The sequence below is a fragment of the Rosenbergiella gaditana genome, assembly GCF_018494065.1.
Lineage (GTDB): Bacteria > Pseudomonadota > Gammaproteobacteria > Enterobacterales > Enterobacteriaceae > Rosenbergiella > Rosenbergiella gaditana.
The window spans coordinates 18253-37019 of record NZ_JABBFR010000020.1; the positions used below are offsets into that span (position 1 = coordinate 18253).

The window sequence follows — 18767 nt, forward strand, 5'->3', positions numbered from 1 at the left end:
CTATGTATTAATGATGTGAACCTGATGACATCGTTTTCTTCGCGACATCTGGATCCAACTTAGTATACGGCGTTTCAAGATCCGTACGCTGTGACTGTCGAGTAGCTTGCCACCAAACTCTGATTCCGTAAGCAACAATGCCATAGACAACAACTAAGAAGAGAATACTCAATCCAGCATTAGTGTAGTTATTCACGACAATATGTTGCCAATTAGCAAGTTGATCAGAAGCCACTGAGCCAGTTCCCTCTAGGATTTTTTGGCGGTAGATACGCGCCATATAGAAAAATCCTTCTGCTTGCGGATTATCACTGAACAGCTTTAAGATTAGCGCCCAAGTCGTACAAATCATCAACCAGACCGCAGGCACAATGGGTACCCAGATATAGCGGTCCCGCTTCATTTTCGCGAGGATCACTGCCACCAGCACTAATGCAACGGCGGCGAGCATCTGGTTCGATATACCAAATAATGGCCACAAGCTTTTTACACCACCAAGGGGATCCACGACGCCTTGATACAGTAAATAACCCCATAAGCCAACGCACCCCGCTGTCCCTAAAATTCCGGCAAGCAGAGAGTTTGTATTTTTTAAGCTTGGAATAAAATTACCCAGTAAATCTTGGAGCATAAAGCGTCCGGCTCGCGTCCCCGCATCCAGCGCAGTTAAAATAAACAATGCTTCAAAAAGAATCCCGAAGTGATACCAGAACCCCATATCGATAACTGGGATGATGGTATGGAAGACCATTGCAATACCGACCGCTAGGGTGGGGGCCCCACCTGCCCGATTGAGGACAGATGGCTCACCGATCGCTGCAGCCGTATGTTGAATCGTTTCTGGAGAGATGATAAAGCCCCAGCTACTCACTTTGGCCGCAGCTTGTGCCGTAGCCACTTGCAGTTGCTGCATAATGAGTGCCGCATTATCTCCACCTAGCTCATGGAGATTTGGCATGGTAATCCCTAACCCAGCAGGCGGAGTATTCATCGCAAAATAAAGACCTGGTTCAATAATCGCGGCTGATACTAATGCCATTAATGCGACAAAAGATTCCATTAACATTGCGCCATAGCCAATAAAACGTGCATCGGATTCATTAGCGAGTAATTTAGGCGTTGTACCACTTGAAATTAAAGCATGAAAACCCGATACCGCGCCGCAAGCAATAGTAATAAATAAGAACGGGAAAAGAGCACCTTTCCACACTGGGCCATTACCACTGATAAATTGCGTTACCGCCGGCATTTTCAACTGAGGATGAAGGATAATAATCCCGATAGCTAACCCGACAATGACGCCTATTTTTAAGAAAGTCGCTAAATAATCGCGAGGAGCAAGAATTAGCCAAACGGGTAAAAGAGCGGAAATGAAAGCATAGCCAATCAACGCCCAAGTAATAGTCGTGTCTTTAAAGGTTAACGCTGGGCCCCAGTAAGGATCATGAGCGATGACACCGCCTGACCAGATGGCCAGAAGTAGTAATAACCCCCCAATAATTGATATTTCGCCAACACGTCCAGGGCGAATAAACCTCATATAAATGCCCATAAAGAGCGCAATAGGTAGCGTAGAACAAACGGTAAACACCCCCCAAGGGCTTTCGGCAAGTGCTTTGACGACAATTAACGCTAATACCGCTAGAATAATAATCATTATCAGGAAACAGCCAAAAAGTGCTAAAAATCCAGGAACTGCACCCATCTCCTGCTTAACCATTTCACCTAGTGAATTACCGTTGCGTCGACTGGAGATGAATAACACCATAAAGTCTTGCACTGCACCGGCAACCACTACTCCCGCTAATAACCAAAGTGTGCCGGGTAAATAGCCCATTTGTGCAGCCAATACAGGCCCCACTAAAGGCCCTGCCCCAGCAATAGCGGCAAAATGGTGGCCAAAAAGGACATAGCGGTTGGTGGGTACGTAGTTTAATCCATCACCATTGACAAAAGCAGGCGTGGCTCGGGTTGCATCAAGCCCAAGAACATTACGTGAGATATAAAGACTGTAGTAACGGTAAGCCACGAGATAGACCGAGATGGCTGCAATGACGAGCCACAATGCACTGATACTTTCTCCACGGCGAAGTGCAACGCCCCCGAGACATCCGGCGCCTAATAAAGCGACCAATAACCAGAGTAGGTGCTTTTTTATAAAATTTTTGTCCATAGTTTTCCTGTATTAATAATCATTTCCAAAAGCCAATGGCAAACCACAGCATCTTGTCCATAAATGCTGAGCGAAAGGTAGAATGGTATTACAGATATGGGAGTATGGTCACACGAATATTAAGGGTAATAAGGAAACAACGTCAGTTTTCAATCTGAGTGATGAGAAAAAGGTCTTTTTAACCAGGTTTTAAGGCTAATGCAGTGATATTGCGGGTAAAGTAGCGAAAATACAGCAGAGGCATAGCACAGGCCATTAGTCACTTCACGACCCACTGTGCTGATCTTTAAAAATATCAGAGTAATAGAAACGGAAAAGCCCAAGTTAGCATGCTAACTTGGGCCTAAATTTTGGCGGAACGGACGGGGCTCGAACCCGCGACCCCCTGCGTGACAGGCAGGTATTCTAACCAACTGAACTACCGCTCCGCGCTTGTCCCCCGTCGGGAACGCTGCGTATACTAATCAGGTTACTGATTATCGTCAATAATTATTATGCTGCCCAACGTTCGTTTGCTTCTTTTTCGATCAAACGATTATCGCCACAGGCATTGACCTGATTTTTTCATGATACGGTCCAAGTAAGCTTCGTGTTCAGTTTGTTCATTCTCTGTCGCATTAATAACGCGAAGTTGACCTGGGGCTTGAGCGGCTCGGTGCTGCGCTAACAAGCCTGACTCTGAAGACTGCTCGCTCTCACCGCTAAACGTTAGCAAAGTTTGCCCACCGGTCATGGAAAGGTAGACGTCGGCAAGAATCTCCGCATCGAGTAATGCGCCGTGCAAGGTCCGTTTGGTATTATCGATATCAAATCGTCCACAGAGCGCATCTAAACTATTTCGTTTCCCTGGAAACTGCTTACGAGCCATGACTAAACTATCTGTGATAGTACAGAACTCGCTAGTATGACCAATACCCTGCTTAAGCTTATCGAACTCGTAATCCATAAAGCCAATATCGAAGGGAGCGTTATGAATAATCAACTCAGCCCCTTTGATATAGTCGAGAAATTCTTTAGCGATATCACCAAATGAAGGCTTATCACTTAAAAACTCGTCAGAAATACCGTGAACACCAAAGGCTTCAGGATCAACCAGCCGGTCAGGTTTAATATAAACGTGGAAGTTATTTCCGGTTAAACGACGATTGATGACCTCTACGGCACCAATCTCGATGATACGGTGACCTTCATAATGTACACCGACCATATTCATGCCCGTTGTTTCAGTATCAAGGACTATCTGGCGGTTTTTTACTGTGCTCATAGCTCTCATTCCGATAAACTTACCGTTTTACCCAAGGAAGTCTACCAGATATGCGCAAACAGGTAGAAGTTTTCACCGATGGCTCCTGCTTAGGTAATCCCGGACCAGGGGGATATGCGGCGATTCTACGATATGGCCAACATACCAAAGAATTCAGCGAGGGTTATCAACTGACCACGAATAATAGGATGGAGTTGCTTGCGGCCATCATCGCTTTGGAAGCCCTATCGCAACCTTGTGAGGTTACCCTCACTACCGACAGCCAATATGTTCGTCAAGGTATCACCCAATGGATCCACAATTGGAAGAAACGCGGATGGAAAACCGCAGATAAAAAGCCGGTAAAAAATGTTGATTTGTGGCAGCGACTCGATCGGGCGTTAAAAGACCACACTATTCACTGGATGTGGGTAAAAGGCCACGCTGGGCATCCTGAGAATGAGCGCTGTGATGAGTTAGCACGTCAAGCTGCGAATCAGCCTACACTTTCTGACGACGGTTATTTATCCGCCTCATGATGATCGTCCAGTGAGCAAATTTGGCGGCTTACGTTGACAGCAGGTCGTAAGCGGGCCCCCTGTGTTGACGATCTTCTTTTCGCTAAGGTCAATGGGTAGGTTCGCTTACGCGCTAAAATGATGTTGTTACAACCAAGACTGGGAAAGTGGCGAGTCAGCATGCCCGACTGAGTACGCCAAGGAAGTATTTGCGTTGCACAACAACTGACAATTTCATAATTCAACAAGCTTAACCAATCGGTCAGGCGACTTCTCGGGTAAAAACGCGCTTTTTGTGCTATGCCCGGCCACCAGCGAGCGAGTCCTAATAAGCTATACGGATTAAACTCCGAGAGCACTATCCAGCCATCATCCACTAATACGCGATCAACCTCTCGTAACACCTGATGAGGATCTTTACTCCATGCCAAAGCATGAGTAATAAGACAGGCATCGATCGATTTACTCATTATTGGCAGTTTTTCGATATCGCCGACAAGGTCAACCTGATCTGCATCATGGCCGATCCTGACTTGATGGCTTATGGCGCAGCGACTAGTATCGATAGAGTGGCTTAGCGGCCCAATCTTAATGAAATGCGAACCGTAGAGTTTACTTAACCAAGGCTGTATCTCATCACTGATCACCGTCTGGAACTGTGGCCCCCAACGCAATGCACACCATTGCAAAGGGCTGGAAGGAGGACGACTGATTTTTGCAATCTTCATTAAGTAATCACTGGTTACATGATAAAGGAATCTTTATGAGCTTAACACTAACAGCCCTCCCCGCATTAGAAGATAATTATATATGGGCTTTGATCGATGACAATAATCGAGCCATCATTATTGATCCGGGTGATGCTCAACCCGTATTAGAGGCGATCGATAAACAACACTTGAAACTCGAAGCAGTCCTTCTGACGCACCATCACGCTGATCATACTGGCGGGGTTAAAGCTCTCACCGCACAGTTTCCTTCGTTACCGGTTTATGGCCCTCAAGAGACACTGAGTAAAGGTGCTACACAGCAAGTCGAAGAAGGTGACAGCGTTGAACTGCTTAACCACACCTTTAGCGTGATCGCCACCCCGGGCCATACCTTAGGCCATATTGTTTATTATGCGAAACCTTATCTATTCTGTGGGGATACGCTGTTTTCCGGCGGTTGTGGGCGGCTCTTTGAAGGGACTGCAGCCCAGATGTTTAACTCATTATCTCGCCTAAATCAGTTACCCAAAGAGACACTTGTCTGCTGTGCTCACGAGTACACACTCTCCAACTTAGACTTTGCCCATCGCACCTTACCGCAGAATTTAATGATCAGCGATTACAGAAATAAAGTAAAAAAATTGAGAGAGAACCATCAAATAACGCTCCCTACCACACTGGAAACAGAGCGATTAATCAATGTATTTCTGATGACAGAGCAACCAGAAGTGATCGCGCTATTCAATGATAATCCCGCCCTTACCAGTGCCGAACAACGCTTCGCCGAGTTACGTCATCGAAAAGACCAAGGCTAAGTTTAGGGTTGTGTTAGGCGGCATGCTCACGTATCATTGCCTGTCTTTTAATCGACCAATGAACTTTTATGAAGACTAAAGCGATATTTCTCGCCTCAGTCTTGTTGTTCAGTTGCCAAGTATCAAGGAGTGGTGCGGGCGAGCCTGAGCAACATGCACAGAGTCTGTCTTCAGCGAGTCAAGGAAGTGATGGTAATCTTGGAGAGCGCATGTTGTCTCCCCATTGGCAGGATGATGGGAATGCAACAGCACAAAACAGTGATCTCTGGAAAACCGTTAGCGACGAGTTGAAGATGAAGGTTCCGAATAATCCTCGGATCCGCGAACAAAAACTGAAGTATTTGAAGGATAAGAGTTATCTCCACGAGGTAACTGCTCAAGCAGAACCGTATATGTACTGGATTGTCGACCAGATACAGAAACGTAAAATGCCGATGGAGCTGGTACTTTTACCTATAGTGGAGAGTGCTTTTGACCCCCATGCAACATCCAATGCTAACGCTGCTGGAATTTGGCAAATCGTAGCAAGCACGGGGAAAAATTACGGATTAAAACAGACACAGTGGTATGACGGTAGACGCGATGTTGTCGCATCAACCACCGTTGCACTGGATATGTTACAACGTCTGAACAAGATGTTTCACGGTGATTGGTTGCTGACAGTGGCAGCTTATAACAGTGGTGAAGGTCGAGTTCTGAATGCGATGAAGTACAACCGAGCACGTGGTAAGCCGACCGATTTTTGGAACTTATCGCTGCCCAAAGAAACGACTGTGTATATTCCGAAAATGTTGGCATTGAGCCAGCTAATTAAGAATCCACATCAGTACGGGATTAAGTTACCGAAAGCGAATACCGGTCGAGCCCTAGCGAAGGTGAATATTGGTAAGCAAATTAACTTAACCCAAGTCGCCTCAATGACAGGCATCCCTGTCGGACGACTGAAGAGTTTCAATGCTGGCTACAAGCGCGGTACAACCGCTCCAAGTGGACCGCAATATGTAATGGTACCTAAATCGCATGTCGTTAGGCTGAAAGATTCTTTAGCCACCGAAGATATAGAAGCTGTGCAGCCTATGGCGGTTGCCGCAACGAGTTCAGTTTCACGTTATAAAGTTCGATCGGGTGATACCCTTTCAACCATAGCAGCAAAACACGGATTGAGCGTCCGAGCATTAAAGTCGATGAACAATTTACGTACTGCACAGGTACGCATTGGTCAGACCTTAGAGCTAGGCGGTCAAGATAAAAACAGCAGGCAACAACTGGCTGATAATGGAAATAGCATCACCTATAGGATTCGTAAGGGTGATTCTCTTTCCAGCATCGCAGAGCGTCATGGCGTGAACATCAAAGATGTTCTGCGCTGGAATGGTAGTTTGACGCGTGATGAACAATCGCTGCAACCAGGTAAGAAACTGACGTTATTCGTTAATAACTCTTAATATATCGACTGAAAAAGCTGTTCGTCCTGAACAGCTTTTTTTACTCAAAAAAAATCCAGCCACCTTGTTTGTCCTTTACTTGTTCAACTAATACAGCATGCGCCATTTCAAGAGAGAAGTCGGTGGTCTCGCTATGCTGTTTATCGGCGGTTTGTAGAGGAAAGTGTGCCATTAAGTACTCGTCCACCTCGTTATCACCGCTGCTTTCACTTTCTAACGGTGACGGTTTAGCCAGCGCCTCATCGGAAAGCGTCACCGTATCAAAAAATGCCCACACCCGGTCGTAAAGCTGCTGCGCGGAAAAATGCGAGGATTGTAAGATAATCTGTAACCCCCAGCGGTCACGATAGACACGCTGGCGGCAGGCAACGGCGTACCCCACGGCTTCAACTTCCCGTAATTGATGATAAAAAGCACTTTCGTAATAGCCCGCAAGCTGATGGTAAACCGTTAAGGAGTGCGGTGAAATCAGCTTATAGGGAATAAAAGCGATTAACGTCGCCTGTTCACTGTCGCTTGACGTGTAATGCAACGTACGCTGTAACGGGAATCTATCGGGTTGTAGTGAATGCCAGTTGATAGGTAAGGCGCTAAGCATCGCTTGTAAGGAATCTGCGTCACGTTGTGTAGGTCCACTATAAGAAACCGTCCACCGATCGAGGTTATCAGCCAATAAGCTTGGCATATTCTGTAATAATTCTTTTAGCGACAGTGCTGCATAGGACTCAATCGAGCTTGTGGGGAGTACGCTTGGCCAGTAGGTAATTAAGTTAAGCATGCAATCTTTAAGATCGGCGAAGTGATCGAAGCGAATATAAAGGAGATCATTCCCGCTGACCTGTTGCCAAGTAACTTTTCCTGCAGCATGCTTCGCTAGGCTAAACACCGGCGATAACGCTTGTGTTAAGGCTTCTCGCACTGTATCGGAAATCGCTGCCCCAGCGGCAGGCCGTAGCACTATTCGCACACCCCTCGACAGATCGTTATCGTAGTGAAGCGGCACTTGGCGGCCACTATTCGGTGGTATCTCGATGATAGCTGACTTAGGGCTAAGTTGTGGGTAGAAGATAAAAGAATAATCTCTGGCTAAACGGATAAAGCTATCCAGCATGCTTGCACGAAATTGACAATACAGGCCTTGGCACTCTACTTCCTGTGTCGGAGTATCTCGTCGGCTGCGTAATAATGCATAGCTTTTAATGGAAGAGAGAGCGTGTTGTAGACGACTCTGCTTCAATTCCCCTTCAGCGGACGCAGTAAAAAGGAACCCTAATGCATGCTCCCGAAGAAAGTCCATAGCCGGTAACTGTAAGGCGCGTGCTTGTGCTAAGCGATGGTAATGACCGAACTGTTTAGGAGAAATTCGTGACACTGCCGCTAGCCACTGCTGCCATATACCTAAACTTTTCTTAACATCTTGATCTGAAAAATCAGCGCCTTCAATCCATAGGGTAAAGAAAATTTGCTGATTATCGTGATAATGACGCTCCACACGCACGGAGAGATAATGTCCAAGCTCATGACTGATTACCTGACTGAGTGAGCCGGGTGCGTTATCGGTCATTAGTTCGACTAACACAGGCCAGTCACTCAAAGTGCTGTTCGCTAAAACAAGAGTGATCCCTAATCCAGGCTGTTTAGCGAGACAAATTTCCCCCTGCCAGTTCTGCCATCTAATCAATTCACTTTCTGCCACTCGGCTTCTGGGCTGCTGATCCACTATCACAGGATCGTCCGTCATGGCAAAACAGCCACTAACCTCCACATATTGCTGCTGACAATCTAGCGGCGAAGCTATCCATACCTGACTTTTGTCTAGGTTATAACCACTGGAATAAAAGCGCTCGAGGGCGTCACCGAGCGTTGTCGTGTTCTTCCCGAATGTCTCTAAATTACCAATATGGAAATCAGCAAATGCTACCGGGTGGGTAATTTGACTATGGAGTGCTGCACTGGCTAGGGCATGAGGTGAGGCAGAATAGAGTCGATACTCTTCGTCAATAACAGCGGTTTCACGCAGGAGATCCGAAACTGCGAAACGCGGTGCGGTTAGCATATCAGTCAGGCGTAACAGCCCTTGGCTAAGATCAGCCGGATCTACCTCGAAATAGTAAGCGGTATAATTCTGTTGGGTCGTCGCATTAATTCGCCCTCCTCGCTGCTGTACCCAAGGCATAAGGCGCTGTTGTTCGCGAAATTGCCTACCACCAGAAAAAACCATATGCTCGGTAAGGTGAGCTAAACCGGGCCACTCCTTTGGCTCTTGATGGCTGCCGACGGGAAAGATCCATACCACGGCAGCACGACGCAAATGTGGCACATGCTGTAAATTCACCTCAAGACCTGAGGATAATCGGTAATGCCGAGCCTCATTGATCGCGCTCATTCTTATACCGACGTTTTAAAAATTAACTCTGAATTACGCTGATGCCTAAATTGCAACTGTTCAATTGTCATCTGACAATGATTAGCTTCTTCTCTCGCTTCAAGAATTTTTCCATGATGCGCAGATTTACTGCATACAGGATCGGCATTGTCTGCATCGCCGGTTAGCATAAATGCTTGGCAACGGCATCCGCCAAAATCTTTCTCTTTTTCATCACATGACCGGCAAGGTTCGGGCATCCAGTCATAACCCCTGTAACGATTGAAGCCAAAAGAGTTATACCAAATATCATCCAACCGATGCTCTAACACCGATGGGAACTCGATCGGCAGTTGGCGTGCACTATGACAAGGTAAGGCTTTACCATCTGGCGTGACATTCATAAAAATAGCGCCCCAGCCGCCCATACAGCCCTTAGGACGTTCTTCATAGTAATCAGGCGTTACGAAGATCAGATTAGTCAGGTTGCCTGAAGCAGACATTTTCTCACGGTAGGCCGCAACCACTTTTTCTGCGTCGGCGATCTGTTTTCTGGTGGGGAGAAGTCCTTCCCGATTAAGTTGCGCCCAACCGTAGAATTGACAAGTCGCGAGTTCAACATCATCCGCTTCAAGTTCAATACACAACTCAATGATCCGATCAATTTGATCAATGTTGTGTCGGTGTAGAACGAAATTCAGCACCATCGGGTAACCATGCGCCTTAACCGCCTTTGCCATCTCTAATTTCTGGGTAAATGCTTTCTTGGATCCTGCCAAAGCGGCGTTCAGTGTTTCGTCGCTGGCTTGGAAACTTATCTGAATATGATCAAGTCCGGCTTCGGCGAAAAGATCCAATTTTTTTGCGGTTAACCCTATCCCAGAAGTAATAAGATTAGTGTAAAAACCCAACTCGCGCGCAGCAGTAATAAGCTCAGGCAGGTCTTTACGGGTCAGAGGTTCTCCACCTGAAAAGCCTAGCTGTACGCTGCCCATGGCACGGGCTTGTTTGAAGACCTCAATCCACTGAGCTGTTGTCAGCTCTTCACTTGCCCGTGCAAAATCGAGAGGGTTTGAGCAATAAGGGCATTGCAGTGGACAGCGGTATGTCAGCTCAGCGAGAAGCCATAGGGGCGCTTTAATGTCTGGATTACTTAGCATCGTTCAGTAAAATCCATTTTTGACGGTAAGCCGCCTGTAAAAAATCAATCACGTCCTCGTCCACCCCCCCCGCATCAGGAAAGCGTGTATTGAGGTTTTCGATGATCAGATCGACGCTTGCGACACCATCGACCAATGACAAGATCATTGCTGCCGATTCATTGAGTTTGGCCATTCCTTCTGGGTATAAAATTACATGCTGTTGTTGGGTCTCTTCCCATTGCATGCGATAGCCACGACGGAAACAGGGTACTGCTGATAAAGTCATCATCTTTTATACCAAACGCGTAGTGTGCCAGACCGGTTGGTCAGTCACTGTGTGATAAGGGGCGCGATCTAAGCTGTAAGCCATGGTCATTGCATCGAGCATAGCCCACAGAATATCGAGCTTAAATTGTAAGATCTCCAACATACGCGTCTGTTTCTCTGCCGTATCGAAAATCTCCAAGGCTAATGATAGCCCATGCTCAACATCCCGCCGAGCTTGACCGAGACGACTGCGGAAATAGAAATAGCCTTCTTCTTTGATCCAAGGGTAATGTTGTGGCCAGCTCTCTAGACGCGATTGGTGAATTTGCGGCGCAAAGAGTTCGGTTAACGAACTGCAAGCGGCTTCCTGCCAATCAGCACGGCGTGCGAAATTTACATAAGCATCGACTGCGAAGCGTACACCGGGTAACACATGTTGTGCAGACAACAACTCTTCACGAGTTAGCCCAACCGCCTCACCAAGTTGTAACCATGCCTCGATTCCCCCTTCACTCCCCTCGTAACCGTCGTGATCAAGGATACGCTGTACCCATTGACGTCTTACACTTGGATCGGGGCAATTCGCCATAATGGCTGCATCTTTTAACGGGATATTTATTTGATAATAAAAACGGTTTGCCACCCATCCCTGAATTTGTTGTTTTGTTGCTTGGCCGTTATGCATAGCAATATGATAAGGGTGATGGATGTGGTAATAAGCCCCTTTTTCGCGTAGGGCCTGTTCAAAAGCTTCTGGTGTTAGCGTTTCGCTGACGTGCATTTTATTCTCCCAACGTGATTTCCATACCATCCCAACTGACTTCGATGCCCGCCTTGTCAAGGCTTGCTCTTTCCGGGGAGGATTCATTAAGTATTGGGTTAGTATTGTTAATATGAATTAAGATTTTACGCTTGGCTTTCAACGTTGCCAACATCGCTATCATGCCTTTCTCTTCGGAAAGCGCCAAATGGCCCATCGCTTTTCCCGTATTCAGCCCAACACCGGTTGCGGCCAGCTCATTATCCTGCCAGACGGTACCATCGATTAATAAGCAATCGGCTTTATGCAACCATGGCAATATCACTTCATCGGGCTCGCCTAATCCCGGAGCATAAAGCACACTCTGCCCCGATGATTCATCTTCAATAAATAGTGCAACATTATGACCCGGTAAGGGCTTATCACGCCAAGGCGAATACGGTGGTGCATTACTGATAATAGGAATAGGCGTAAAACGCAACTGGGTACAGACTTGGGTTTTAAAAGGTTCCATCGGCACAATCGTCTGATGGATTAACCCGCCGTTCCAGTGAGCTAGCATCGGAAAAATAGGGAAGCCGGTCGATAAATCCTGATGTACCTCATCAGTACACCAAACTCGATGTGGACACCCTTCTCGCAGGCTCAAAAGACCCGTGCTGTGATCGATCTGACTATCGGTAAGGATTATATCGCCTACCGTGGTGCCACGTAGATGACCGTGTTTCACAAACTCAGGTGTATGGCGAATTTGCTCAGAGATGTCTGGAGAAGCATTACATAACACCCAGTCTTGGCGATTATCACTGATAAGTATCGATGACTGTGTCCGAGGTTGCGCAGGGATTGAACCTTCTCTGACGCCCTGACAATTAGCACAATTACAATTCCATTGGGGGAAACCACCACCGGCGGCAGAACCCAGTACTTTGATAAACATAGAAGTGTCGATTTAAAGAGAGGAAGATGCCCATACGAGAGTACGGGCATAGATGCATTGCTTAGCGGTTAGAGATGTACAGAGTGATTTCCATACCTAAACGCATATCTTCAAATTCTGGCTTTTTCCACATGGTGATATCCTCATTATTATGATTTAGGTAACAGTTCATTACCTTCGGAGTGTAAATGTTGCGCTAATGTTTCTCCGAGGTCAACACTAAACCAAAATTAATCGTTATTATTGACCCCAGGTACGTTCGAGAACCTGTAGCCAATTTTTATGCATTATTTTTGCTAAGCTTTCATCGGAAAAACCACGCCGACGAAGGCGCTCGGCCAGTAAAGGTAGACCTGTGACATCTTGAAGTGATTTTGGTACCGATACACCATCAAAATCTGAGCCTAGTGCAAGATATTGCTCGCCAATCAAATCAGCAACATAACAGAAATGATCCACTAATATTTCCAAGTCTGTCTCTTCACTTCGTGCACCGTCAGGTCGAATAAAAGCATTACCAAAGTTGATCCCTACGACACCACCAGTATCACGAATCGCTAACAGTTGTTGGTCAGTAAGGTTACGTGGCTGCGCGCAAAGCCGGTGAACCGATGAGTGACTAGCAATAAGAGGTTGGCTAGAAAGTTGAGCAACCTCCCAAAAAGTGTTCTCATTCATATGGGAGCAATCAATCATTATTTTTTTATCAGCTAACTGCGCGATAAGTTGTTTTCCTGCCGCCGTTAATCCAGGACCACTATCTGGGGTACCAGGAAAACTACCGGTTACTCCTTCTCCATAGGCATTGTGGGTATTCCAAAAAGGCCCTACACTTCTTACACCTGCTTGATAAAAAGCATCCAGAGAGGTATTTTCCGAGGCCAATGCATCGGCTCCCTCTATGTGAGCAACAGCCGCAAATATATGTTCTTTTTTACATTGATACAATTCTGCTGCGGTAGTACAAAGTTTAATTTTTCCTTCAGACAGCCTAATCAGTTCTTTTAATATCGCGAGCTGCTCCCACATAACGTCTAATGGATTATCCAATTTTTTAGCATGGTGTGGGTACTTCTCAACAATATAATGCTTAGGCGGAATGAAAATGGCAAAAAGTCCACCAATAAGGCCTGTCTGCTGAATACGGGGGAAATCGAGATGCCCTTTAACCGCACTGAAAAAGGCGCTAGGGGTATCGGGATAATTCAGCCATAAGTTAAGTAAAAGATCATTATGGCCATCAAAATATTTCATCATCTGTTGCTCTCTACGTAAAACTAAATTCGGCTAACAGTGGGTTATGATCCGACGCATCTGTTTTCAATACTCGAGCGTGCTCGACAGACATACCTCGATAAAAAATAAAATCGAGGGGGCGCCCGAAGGCGGTTCGGCGGTAGTCTTCCGAAAAGCGTACTTCTTTCAAAGACTGGTCACGTATAAATGTGTATAGAGCATTCATACGTTGTCGGCTCCAAGAATTGAAATCGCCTCCCATTATCACTGGTCCCTGATGAAGACGCATTTGCTCACCTACTGCCGCTAGCTGCTTACGATAAATATCAATTCCAAGACTGAAATTAACCGCATGGATATTGACTACCAATAACATTCGACCATCAGGCATGGGATATACGGTAATGAGAGCAGATTTTACCATACGCAGTAGCGGCTCACGCTCATGTAGTGGGCAGCAAAAGACAGCCGACGTACCAGATAATGTCATGACGCCTGAGGGATGTTGAGGTAATTGCAAGGCAGGAACCTGTTCCACCGAAATATGATGTTTGGTTGCATAAGCAATCAACGCCGGCGTAGTCTGAGCTTCTTGCAGTAATATTAAATGGCTATCTTTACCTAGTCCTAAAAGCACTGATTGCCAATCAGCTCTCTGTTGCTTGAAGATATTCCATACAAGCACTTTCAAGGTTTTATAGACGGGTAAACGTGCACCTTCAGGCAGGCTATGTGTAAGGGGATCACTATTTTCTGGCGCAAAGATAATCTCGTCAGGTTGACCTGCGACATACCTCACTGCATAGGCTTTTTCACGCACCCTTTACCCTACCTCTCTACTCAATAATCTGTATTCATACTACGCAGAGCCAAGAAAAATACCAAGGTCTGGAACACATCTTCTCTGTCTAACGATTCAAGTTCTGGACGAAATTTAACATAGATCAACTTATCAGCAGAATATAAATGATTCTCCCCTCTATCGATGGGGAAATTATGCTTACTCATCAATTTATTATGAGGAATGGTATCCATAGAAATAAAATCAAAGCACTTTTTAACCTTGTGTTAACAAATATCCCCCTATAATTTATAAGGTCTTACCTCAATTTAATAGGCCACCGAGCGATAGGCCGAACAAATTGAAATAATACGGGGATATTCCATGAGCCAAGATCCATATGTTTCCTCTCGGCGGCGGTTTTTGCAACGTTCACTCACTCTTATTCCACTTGCCGCAGCAAGCGGAAGTTTTCTCACTCATGAAGCACTCGCCGCAGAAAAAAAATCAGAATCAATTACCGAGCACTATGTCCCCGCTTTTTTCAATAATGATGAATGGCGGGTTGTTATTGCAATAACCGATCGATTAATACCTGAAGATGAAATGGGTTCAGGTGCGGTTAGCGAGGGCGTACCGATTTATATTGATAAGCAAATGGAACTGCCTTACGGATATGGGCATTTATGGTATATGCAAAGTCCATTTTCTGACGCTGAACCTGAGCTGGGTTACCAATCTTCGTCCGTACCAAGAGAAACTTGGCGTCGGGGGATTCGTGGACTTAATCAATGGTGTCACAAACAACATAAGGCCGAGTTTAGTCAGCTTGACCATGTAACCCAAGAATCTATTCTGCATAAAATTGAAGATGGGGCATTAAATTTTCCTGAAATATCGGGGAAATTATTCTTCACTCAGGTACTCGAAAATACTAAAGAAGGATATTTCGCTGACCCACTACACGGAGGTAATCAAACGCTTGCCTCATGGAAATTAATTGGTTATCCGGGAGCCCGAGCTGATTATCCCCAAGTATTAGATCACCCAAATCAACCTTATCCATTAGGCCCAGTCAGTATTTCCGGAAAGAGGAATGGTTAAAATGACCGTTAAAAAACCGGATGCAGATATCGTGATTGTAGGCTTTGGCTGGACGGGGTCATTAATGGCAAAAGAACTTGCTGACAGTGGACTTAAAATTATTGCTTTGGAGCGTGGAGAAGCTCGTGATACTTACCCTGATTTTGCATACCCCAAGATTACGGATGAACTCACTTATGGTATTCGGCTGAAGCTTTTTCAAAATGCATCAAAAGAAACCGTCACCATCAGACATAATTCAAATCAAACCGCACTACCCTATCGTCGTTTTGGCTCATTCTTACCTGGTGATGGAGTGGGAGGCGCTGGCAGTCACTGGAATGGGATGTTATGGCGGCCATTAGAAGCCGATTTACGCATGCGCAGTATGGTGATTGAAAAGTATGGGGCAAGCTTTATTCCCGAGGATATGACTGTTCAAGATTATCCCTTCACCTACGCTGAAATGGAACCTTACTTCGATAAATTTGAGAAGATTTGCGGCACTGCAGGACAGGCAGGTAATATTCAAGGTGAGATCATTGAAGGAGGCAACCCTTTTGAGGCCGCCCGTCAAAATGCTTATCCAACCAAACCCTTAAAAGCTCAGTATGCGGGTATTCTTTTCAGTGAGGCAGCTAAGAAATTAGGCTATCACCCTTTCCCAGTACCTGCAGCGAATTGTACTGAACCTTACACTAATCCGTACGGTGTGCAGATGGGGGTTTGTAACTATTGTGGATTTTGCGAACGTTTCGGCTGTTATAACTATTCTAAGGCCTCTCCACAGTCCAGTGTATTACCAGCATTAAAGCCATTTAAAAATATTGAGTTAAGAACCCAGTGCCAAGTAATTAGAGTCAATACCGATTCTACTGGACAACACGCAACTGGGGTGACTTATATTGATGAAAATGGACAGGAAGTTGAACAACCCGCAAATCTAGTCATCCTAAGCGCATTTCAATTACACAATGTTCGCTTATTATTGCTATCAAAAATAGGTAAGCCTTACAACCCAATCACTGGTGAAGGGGCAGTCGGTCGTAATTATGCTTATCAAATGAATGGTGGTATTAGCCTATTTTTCAAACCAGACAGTATATTTAATCCTTTTGCAGCAACAGGCACTACTGGGATGTTCATTGATGAATTCAATGCCGAGAACTTTGATCACTCAACGCTAAACTTTATCGGTGGAGCCACCATATCAGCTACGACCACAGGTGGCCGTCCAATACAACAGATGACAATCCCTTCCAACGCACCGAAATGGGGCTCTGGCTGGAAACGTGCGATTCGCGACAATTATTTGCACTCCATGAATGTAAGCTCTTCTGGTTCGGTAATGCCCTATAAACAATGTTATTTAGACCTTGACCCAACTTATACCGATGTTAATGGTCAGCCCCTACTGCGTATGACGTTTGACTGGCAACCCAATGAGTTAAAGATGACTCACTTTATTGGTCAAAAATCTGAAGAAATCGTTAAACTTATTAACCCTGATCACTATGAAATGAAATATATGGGAATGGATGCACATTATGATGTCCGTCCCTACCAGTCTACGCACACCACAGGTGGCGCGGTGATGGGTAACGATCCTAGAACTAGCGTAGTCAATAAGTATCTTCAAAGTTGGGATGTCCCCAATGTCTTTGTTCTTGGAGCCTGTTGCTTCCCACAAAACCTCGCTTATAACCCCACTGGAATTGTCGGTGCTACCGCTTTGTTTGCTGCAAATGCAATACGTACGCGTTATTTAGCGAATCCAGGGCCTTTAGTTCAGGTCTAACTCAGGGAGAGCCTCTTATGTTGAAGTGGAATACTCAGTTATCTGCACTTTCCCTACTGGTACTTTCACAATCTTGCTTTTCTAGCCCGGCCCTCAATGCGGGACAAGAGCTCGTTGCAGCAGGAGATTGTGTTGCTTGCCATACGGCACCTGGTGGAAAAAACTTTTCTGGCGGATTGAAAATGTCGACACCGATAGGTGCGATTTATTCTACAAATATCACCCCAGATAAAGAGAACGGAATTGGCAATTATACTTATGATGATTTCGTGAAAGCGGTGCGTGGCGGGGTCGCGAAAGATGGGCATCACCTCTACCCAGCAATGCCTTATATTTCATTCGCCAAAATTACTGATGCCGATATGAAGGTGTTATATGACTACTTCATGCACAGCGTTCCGGCTGTATCACAAAAAAATCAGGATAGTGATATTCCTTGGCCATTGAATATACGCTGGCCACTAGCACTCTGGAATCAGCTATTTTATGACGGTAAAACCTATCAAAAAGACCCACGGAAAAGTGCAGAATGGAATCGTGGAGCATACTTAGTTCAAGGGCTTGCACACTGAGGTACCTGCCATACACCTCGAGGAATAGGATTCCAAGAAAAAGCGCTTGACCAACATCATCCAGCGTATTTAACAGGCGGGACTCTGGAAGGTTGGCATGCTTCCGACCTAACTGGCAATATTAAGGATGGTTTAGGCCGGTGGTCAACCAGTCAAATCGTTGAGTTCCTTAAAACAGGGAGAACCGATCAAAGTGCCGCATTTGGCTCAATGACTGATGTCATTGAACATAGTACTCAATATCTTAGCCAACAAGATTTAACGTCCATCGCTATCTACCTCAAATCGCTAAAACCCTCTACTGATAAAGCTGTTGCACCCAAAGAGAATTATACGACGCGTATCGCATTACTCAAAGGGGACATGTCACAGAAAGGGGCACAAGAATATATGGATAACTGTTCTGCCTGCCATAGAATAGATGGGCACGGTTATACAAAAACCTTCCCAGCATTAGCCCTTAACTCTGCAGTATTAAGTGATGACCCGTCATCACTGATCAATATTGTACTGAGAGGAAGTAAAATGGCCGTCACTCAGGGTGCTGTTACAGGCTTAACCATGCCTGACTTTGGCTGGCGATTAGATAACCAGCAAGTTGCAAACGTGGTCACGTTCATCCGACAAAGTTGGGGCAATAATGCATCGACAGTAACTAGCGACCAGGTAGAGAAATTTCGTAATATGGATTCGACTTCAGAAAGAAAACAGTCAGATAATAAGATACATAAATAAATGCATGGGTAATCCGTTGTAAATTTAACGGTTTACCCCTATTAAGTGATTCACTATCACAATGCAAAAAAGCCATATCATTGCTGATATGGCTTTTTATTTAATAAGTGGCGGAACGGACGGGGCTCGAACCCGCGACCCCCTGCGTGACAGGCAGGTATTCTAACCAACTGAACTACCGCTC

At 45.6% G+C, this 18767-nt stretch carries 16 protein-coding genes, 1 tRNA gene and 1 pseudogene; 6 read left to right on the forward strand and 12 right to left on the reverse strand.

The window, feature by feature from the left end:
* Window positions 1–7: 7 nt before the first annotated feature.
* The 3 genes from HH682_RS13000 to dnaQ all read right to left on the reverse strand — a co-directional run bounded on the left by HH682_RS13000 (window position 8) and on the right by dnaQ (window position 3437).
* Window positions 8–2173, reverse strand: a complete 2166-nt coding sequence (locus HH682_RS13000) for a carbon starvation CstA family protein (protein ID WP_214237970.1) — start codon at window positions 2171–2173, stop codon at window positions 8–10.
* 351 nt (window positions 2174–2524) lie between these two features.
* Window positions 2525–2601 (reverse strand) — tRNA-Asp (locus HH682_RS13005).
* A gap of 107 nt (window positions 2602–2708) precedes the next feature.
* Window positions 2709–3437 carry a DNA polymerase III subunit epsilon gene (gene dnaQ, locus HH682_RS13010; protein ID WP_214237971.1) on the reverse strand — a complete coding sequence of 243 codons (729 nt, stop codon included), beginning with the start codon at window positions 3435–3437 and terminating at the stop codon, window positions 2709–2711.
* A gap of 50 nt (window positions 3438–3487) precedes the next feature.
* Between dnaQ and rnhA the strand changes: the two genes are divergently transcribed.
* Complete coding sequence (rnhA, locus tag HH682_RS13015; protein WP_214237972.1) at window positions 3488–3955, forward strand: ribonuclease HI; 468 nt, start codon at window positions 3488–3490, stop codon at window positions 3953–3955.
* Here rnhA and HH682_RS13020 read toward each other — a convergent pair.
* Window positions 3937–4662, reverse strand: coding sequence for a class I SAM-dependent methyltransferase (locus HH682_RS13020; protein WP_214237973.1), 726 nt, complete (start codon window positions 4660–4662; stop codon window positions 3937–3939). The two genes, rnhA and HH682_RS13020, sit on opposite strands and share 19 nt — an antisense overlap.
* A 35-nt stretch (window positions 4663–4697) precedes the next feature.
* On the opposite strand from HH682_RS13020, the gene gloB reads away from it, so the two are divergent.
* Together gloB and mltD are read left to right on the forward strand one after the other, a co-directional pair.
* Window positions 4698–5459 carry a hydroxyacylglutathione hydrolase gene (gene gloB / locus HH682_RS13025; protein WP_214237974.1) on the forward strand — a complete coding sequence of 254 codons (762 nt, stop codon included), beginning with the start codon at window positions 4698–4700 and terminating at the stop codon, window positions 5457–5459.
* A 68-nt stretch (window positions 5460–5527) separates the two neighbouring features.
* Window positions 5528–6904 carry a murein transglycosylase D gene (mltD, locus tag HH682_RS13030; RefSeq protein WP_214237975.1) on the forward strand — a complete coding sequence of 459 codons (1377 nt, stop codon included), beginning with the start codon at window positions 5528–5530 and terminating at the stop codon, window positions 6902–6904.
* Between the two features lie 40 nt (window positions 6905–6944).
* On the opposite strand, the gene HH682_RS13035 is transcribed toward mltD, so the two are convergent.
* The 8 genes from HH682_RS13035 to HH682_RS13070 all read right to left on the reverse strand — a co-directional run bounded on the left by HH682_RS13035 (window position 6945) and on the right by HH682_RS13070 (window position 14434).
* Window positions 6945–9290 (reverse strand): insulinase family protein, encoded by a 2346-nt coding sequence (locus HH682_RS13035; protein ID WP_214237976.1) that lies wholly within the window; start codon window positions 9288–9290, stop codon window positions 6945–6947.
* A 2-nt stretch (window positions 9291–9292) separates the two neighbouring features.
* Window positions 9293–10429, reverse strand: coding sequence for a pyrroloquinoline quinone biosynthesis protein PqqE (gene pqqE, locus HH682_RS13040; protein WP_214237977.1), 1137 nt, complete (start codon window positions 10427–10429; stop codon window positions 9293–9295).
* Window positions 10419–10697, reverse strand: a complete 279-nt coding sequence (pqqD, locus tag HH682_RS13045; RefSeq protein ID WP_214237988.1) for a pyrroloquinoline quinone biosynthesis peptide chaperone PqqD — start codon at window positions 10695–10697, stop codon at window positions 10419–10421. The genes pqqE and pqqD overlap by 11 nt, the downstream gene beginning before the upstream one ends.
* Before the next feature lie 6 nt (window positions 10698–10703).
* Window positions 10704–11459 (reverse strand): pyrroloquinoline-quinone synthase PqqC, encoded by a 756-nt coding sequence (gene pqqC / locus HH682_RS13050; RefSeq protein ID WP_214237979.1) that lies wholly within the window; start codon window positions 11457–11459, stop codon window positions 10704–10706.
* Window position 11460: 1 nt separating this feature from the next.
* Window positions 11461–12378, reverse strand: a complete 918-nt coding sequence (pqqB, locus tag HH682_RS13055) for a pyrroloquinoline quinone biosynthesis protein PqqB (RefSeq protein ID WP_214237980.1) — start codon at window positions 12376–12378, stop codon at window positions 11461–11463.
* A gap of 61 nt (window positions 12379–12439) precedes the next feature.
* Window positions 12440–12511: a pyrroloquinoline quinone precursor peptide PqqA gene (gene pqqA / locus HH682_RS13060; protein ID WP_099823985.1), complete on the reverse strand. Its 72-nt coding sequence runs from the start codon at window positions 12509–12511 to the stop codon at window positions 12440–12442.
* 107 nt (window positions 12512–12618) lie between these two features.
* Window positions 12619–13632 (reverse strand): dipeptidase, encoded by a 1014-nt coding sequence (locus HH682_RS13065; RefSeq protein WP_214237989.1) that lies wholly within the window; start codon window positions 13630–13632, stop codon window positions 12619–12621.
* 13 nt (window positions 13633–13645) lie between these two features.
* On the reverse strand, window positions 13646–14434 hold the full coding sequence (locus HH682_RS13070) for an endonuclease/exonuclease/phosphatase family protein (protein WP_214237981.1): 789 nt from the start codon (window positions 14432–14434) through the stop codon (window positions 13646–13648).
* Window positions 14435–14779: 345 nt separating this feature from the next.
* Here HH682_RS13070 and HH682_RS13075 point away from each other — a divergent pair, with 345 nt between their 5' ends.
* From HH682_RS13075 to HH682_RS13085, 3 genes and pseudogenes are all read left to right on the forward strand, one after another.
* Window positions 14780–15499: a gluconate 2-dehydrogenase subunit 3 family protein gene (locus tag HH682_RS13075; RefSeq protein WP_214237982.1), complete on the forward strand. Its 720-nt coding sequence runs from the start codon at window positions 14780–14782 to the stop codon at window positions 15497–15499.
* 1 nt (window position 15500) lies between these two features.
* A complete protein-coding gene (locus HH682_RS13080) occupies window positions 15501–17276 on the forward strand; it encodes a GMC family oxidoreductase (protein WP_214237983.1) in 1776 nt (591 codons plus the stop codon).
* Window positions 17277–17293: 17 nt separating this feature from the next.
* Window positions 17294–18583: pseudogene (locus HH682_RS13085) on the forward strand (c-type cytochrome).
* Window positions 18584–18767 lie beyond the last annotated feature (184 nt).

Coding starts and splice junctions, on each gene's coding strand:
- pqqB (WP_214237980.1), bottom strand. CDS start 12,378: ATGTTTATCAAAGTACTGGGTTCTGCCGCCGGTGGTGGTTTCCCCCAA.
- pqqC (WP_214237979.1), bottom strand. CDS start 11,459: ATGCACGTCAGCGAAACGCTAACACCAGAAGCTTTTGAACAGGCCCTA.
- pqqE (WP_214237977.1), bottom strand. CDS start 10,429: ATGCTAAGTAATCCAGACATTAAAGCGCCCCTATGGCTTCTCGCTGAG.
- rnhA (WP_214237972.1), top strand. CDS start 3,488: ATGCGCAAACAGGTAGAAGTTTTCACCGATGGCTCCTGCTTAGGTAAT.
- gloB (WP_214237974.1), top strand. CDS start 4,698: ATGAGCTTAACACTAACAGCCCTCCCCGCATTAGAAGATAATTATATA.
- HH682_RS13075 (WP_214237982.1), top strand. CDS start 14,780: ATGAGCCAAGATCCATATGTTTCCTCTCGGCGGCGGTTTTTGCAACGT.
- HH682_RS13000 (WP_214237970.1), bottom strand. CDS start 2,173: ATGGACAAAAATTTTATAAAAAAGCACCTACTCTGGTTATTGGTCGCT.
- HH682_RS13035 (WP_214237976.1), bottom strand. CDS start 9,290: ATGAGCGCGATCAATGAGGCTCGGCATTACCGATTATCCTCAGGTCTT.
- pqqD (WP_214237988.1), bottom strand. CDS start 10,697: ATGACTTTATCAGCAGTACCCTGTTTCCGTCGTGGCTATCGCATGCAA.
- mltD (WP_214237975.1), top strand. CDS start 5,528: ATGAAGACTAAAGCGATATTTCTCGCCTCAGTCTTGTTGTTCAGTTGC.
- dnaQ (WP_214237971.1), bottom strand. CDS start 3,437: ATGAGCACAGTAAAAAACCGCCAGATAGTCCTTGATACTGAAACAACG.
- HH682_RS13020 (WP_214237973.1), bottom strand. CDS start 4,662: ATGAAGATTGCAAAAATCAGTCGTCCTCCTTCCAGCCCTTTGCAATGG.
- HH682_RS13065 (WP_214237989.1), bottom strand. CDS start 13,632: ATGAAATATTTTGATGGCCATAATGATCTTTTACTTAACTTATGGCTG.
- HH682_RS13080 (WP_214237983.1), top strand. CDS start 15,501: ATGACCGTTAAAAAACCGGATGCAGATATCGTGATTGTAGGCTTTGGC.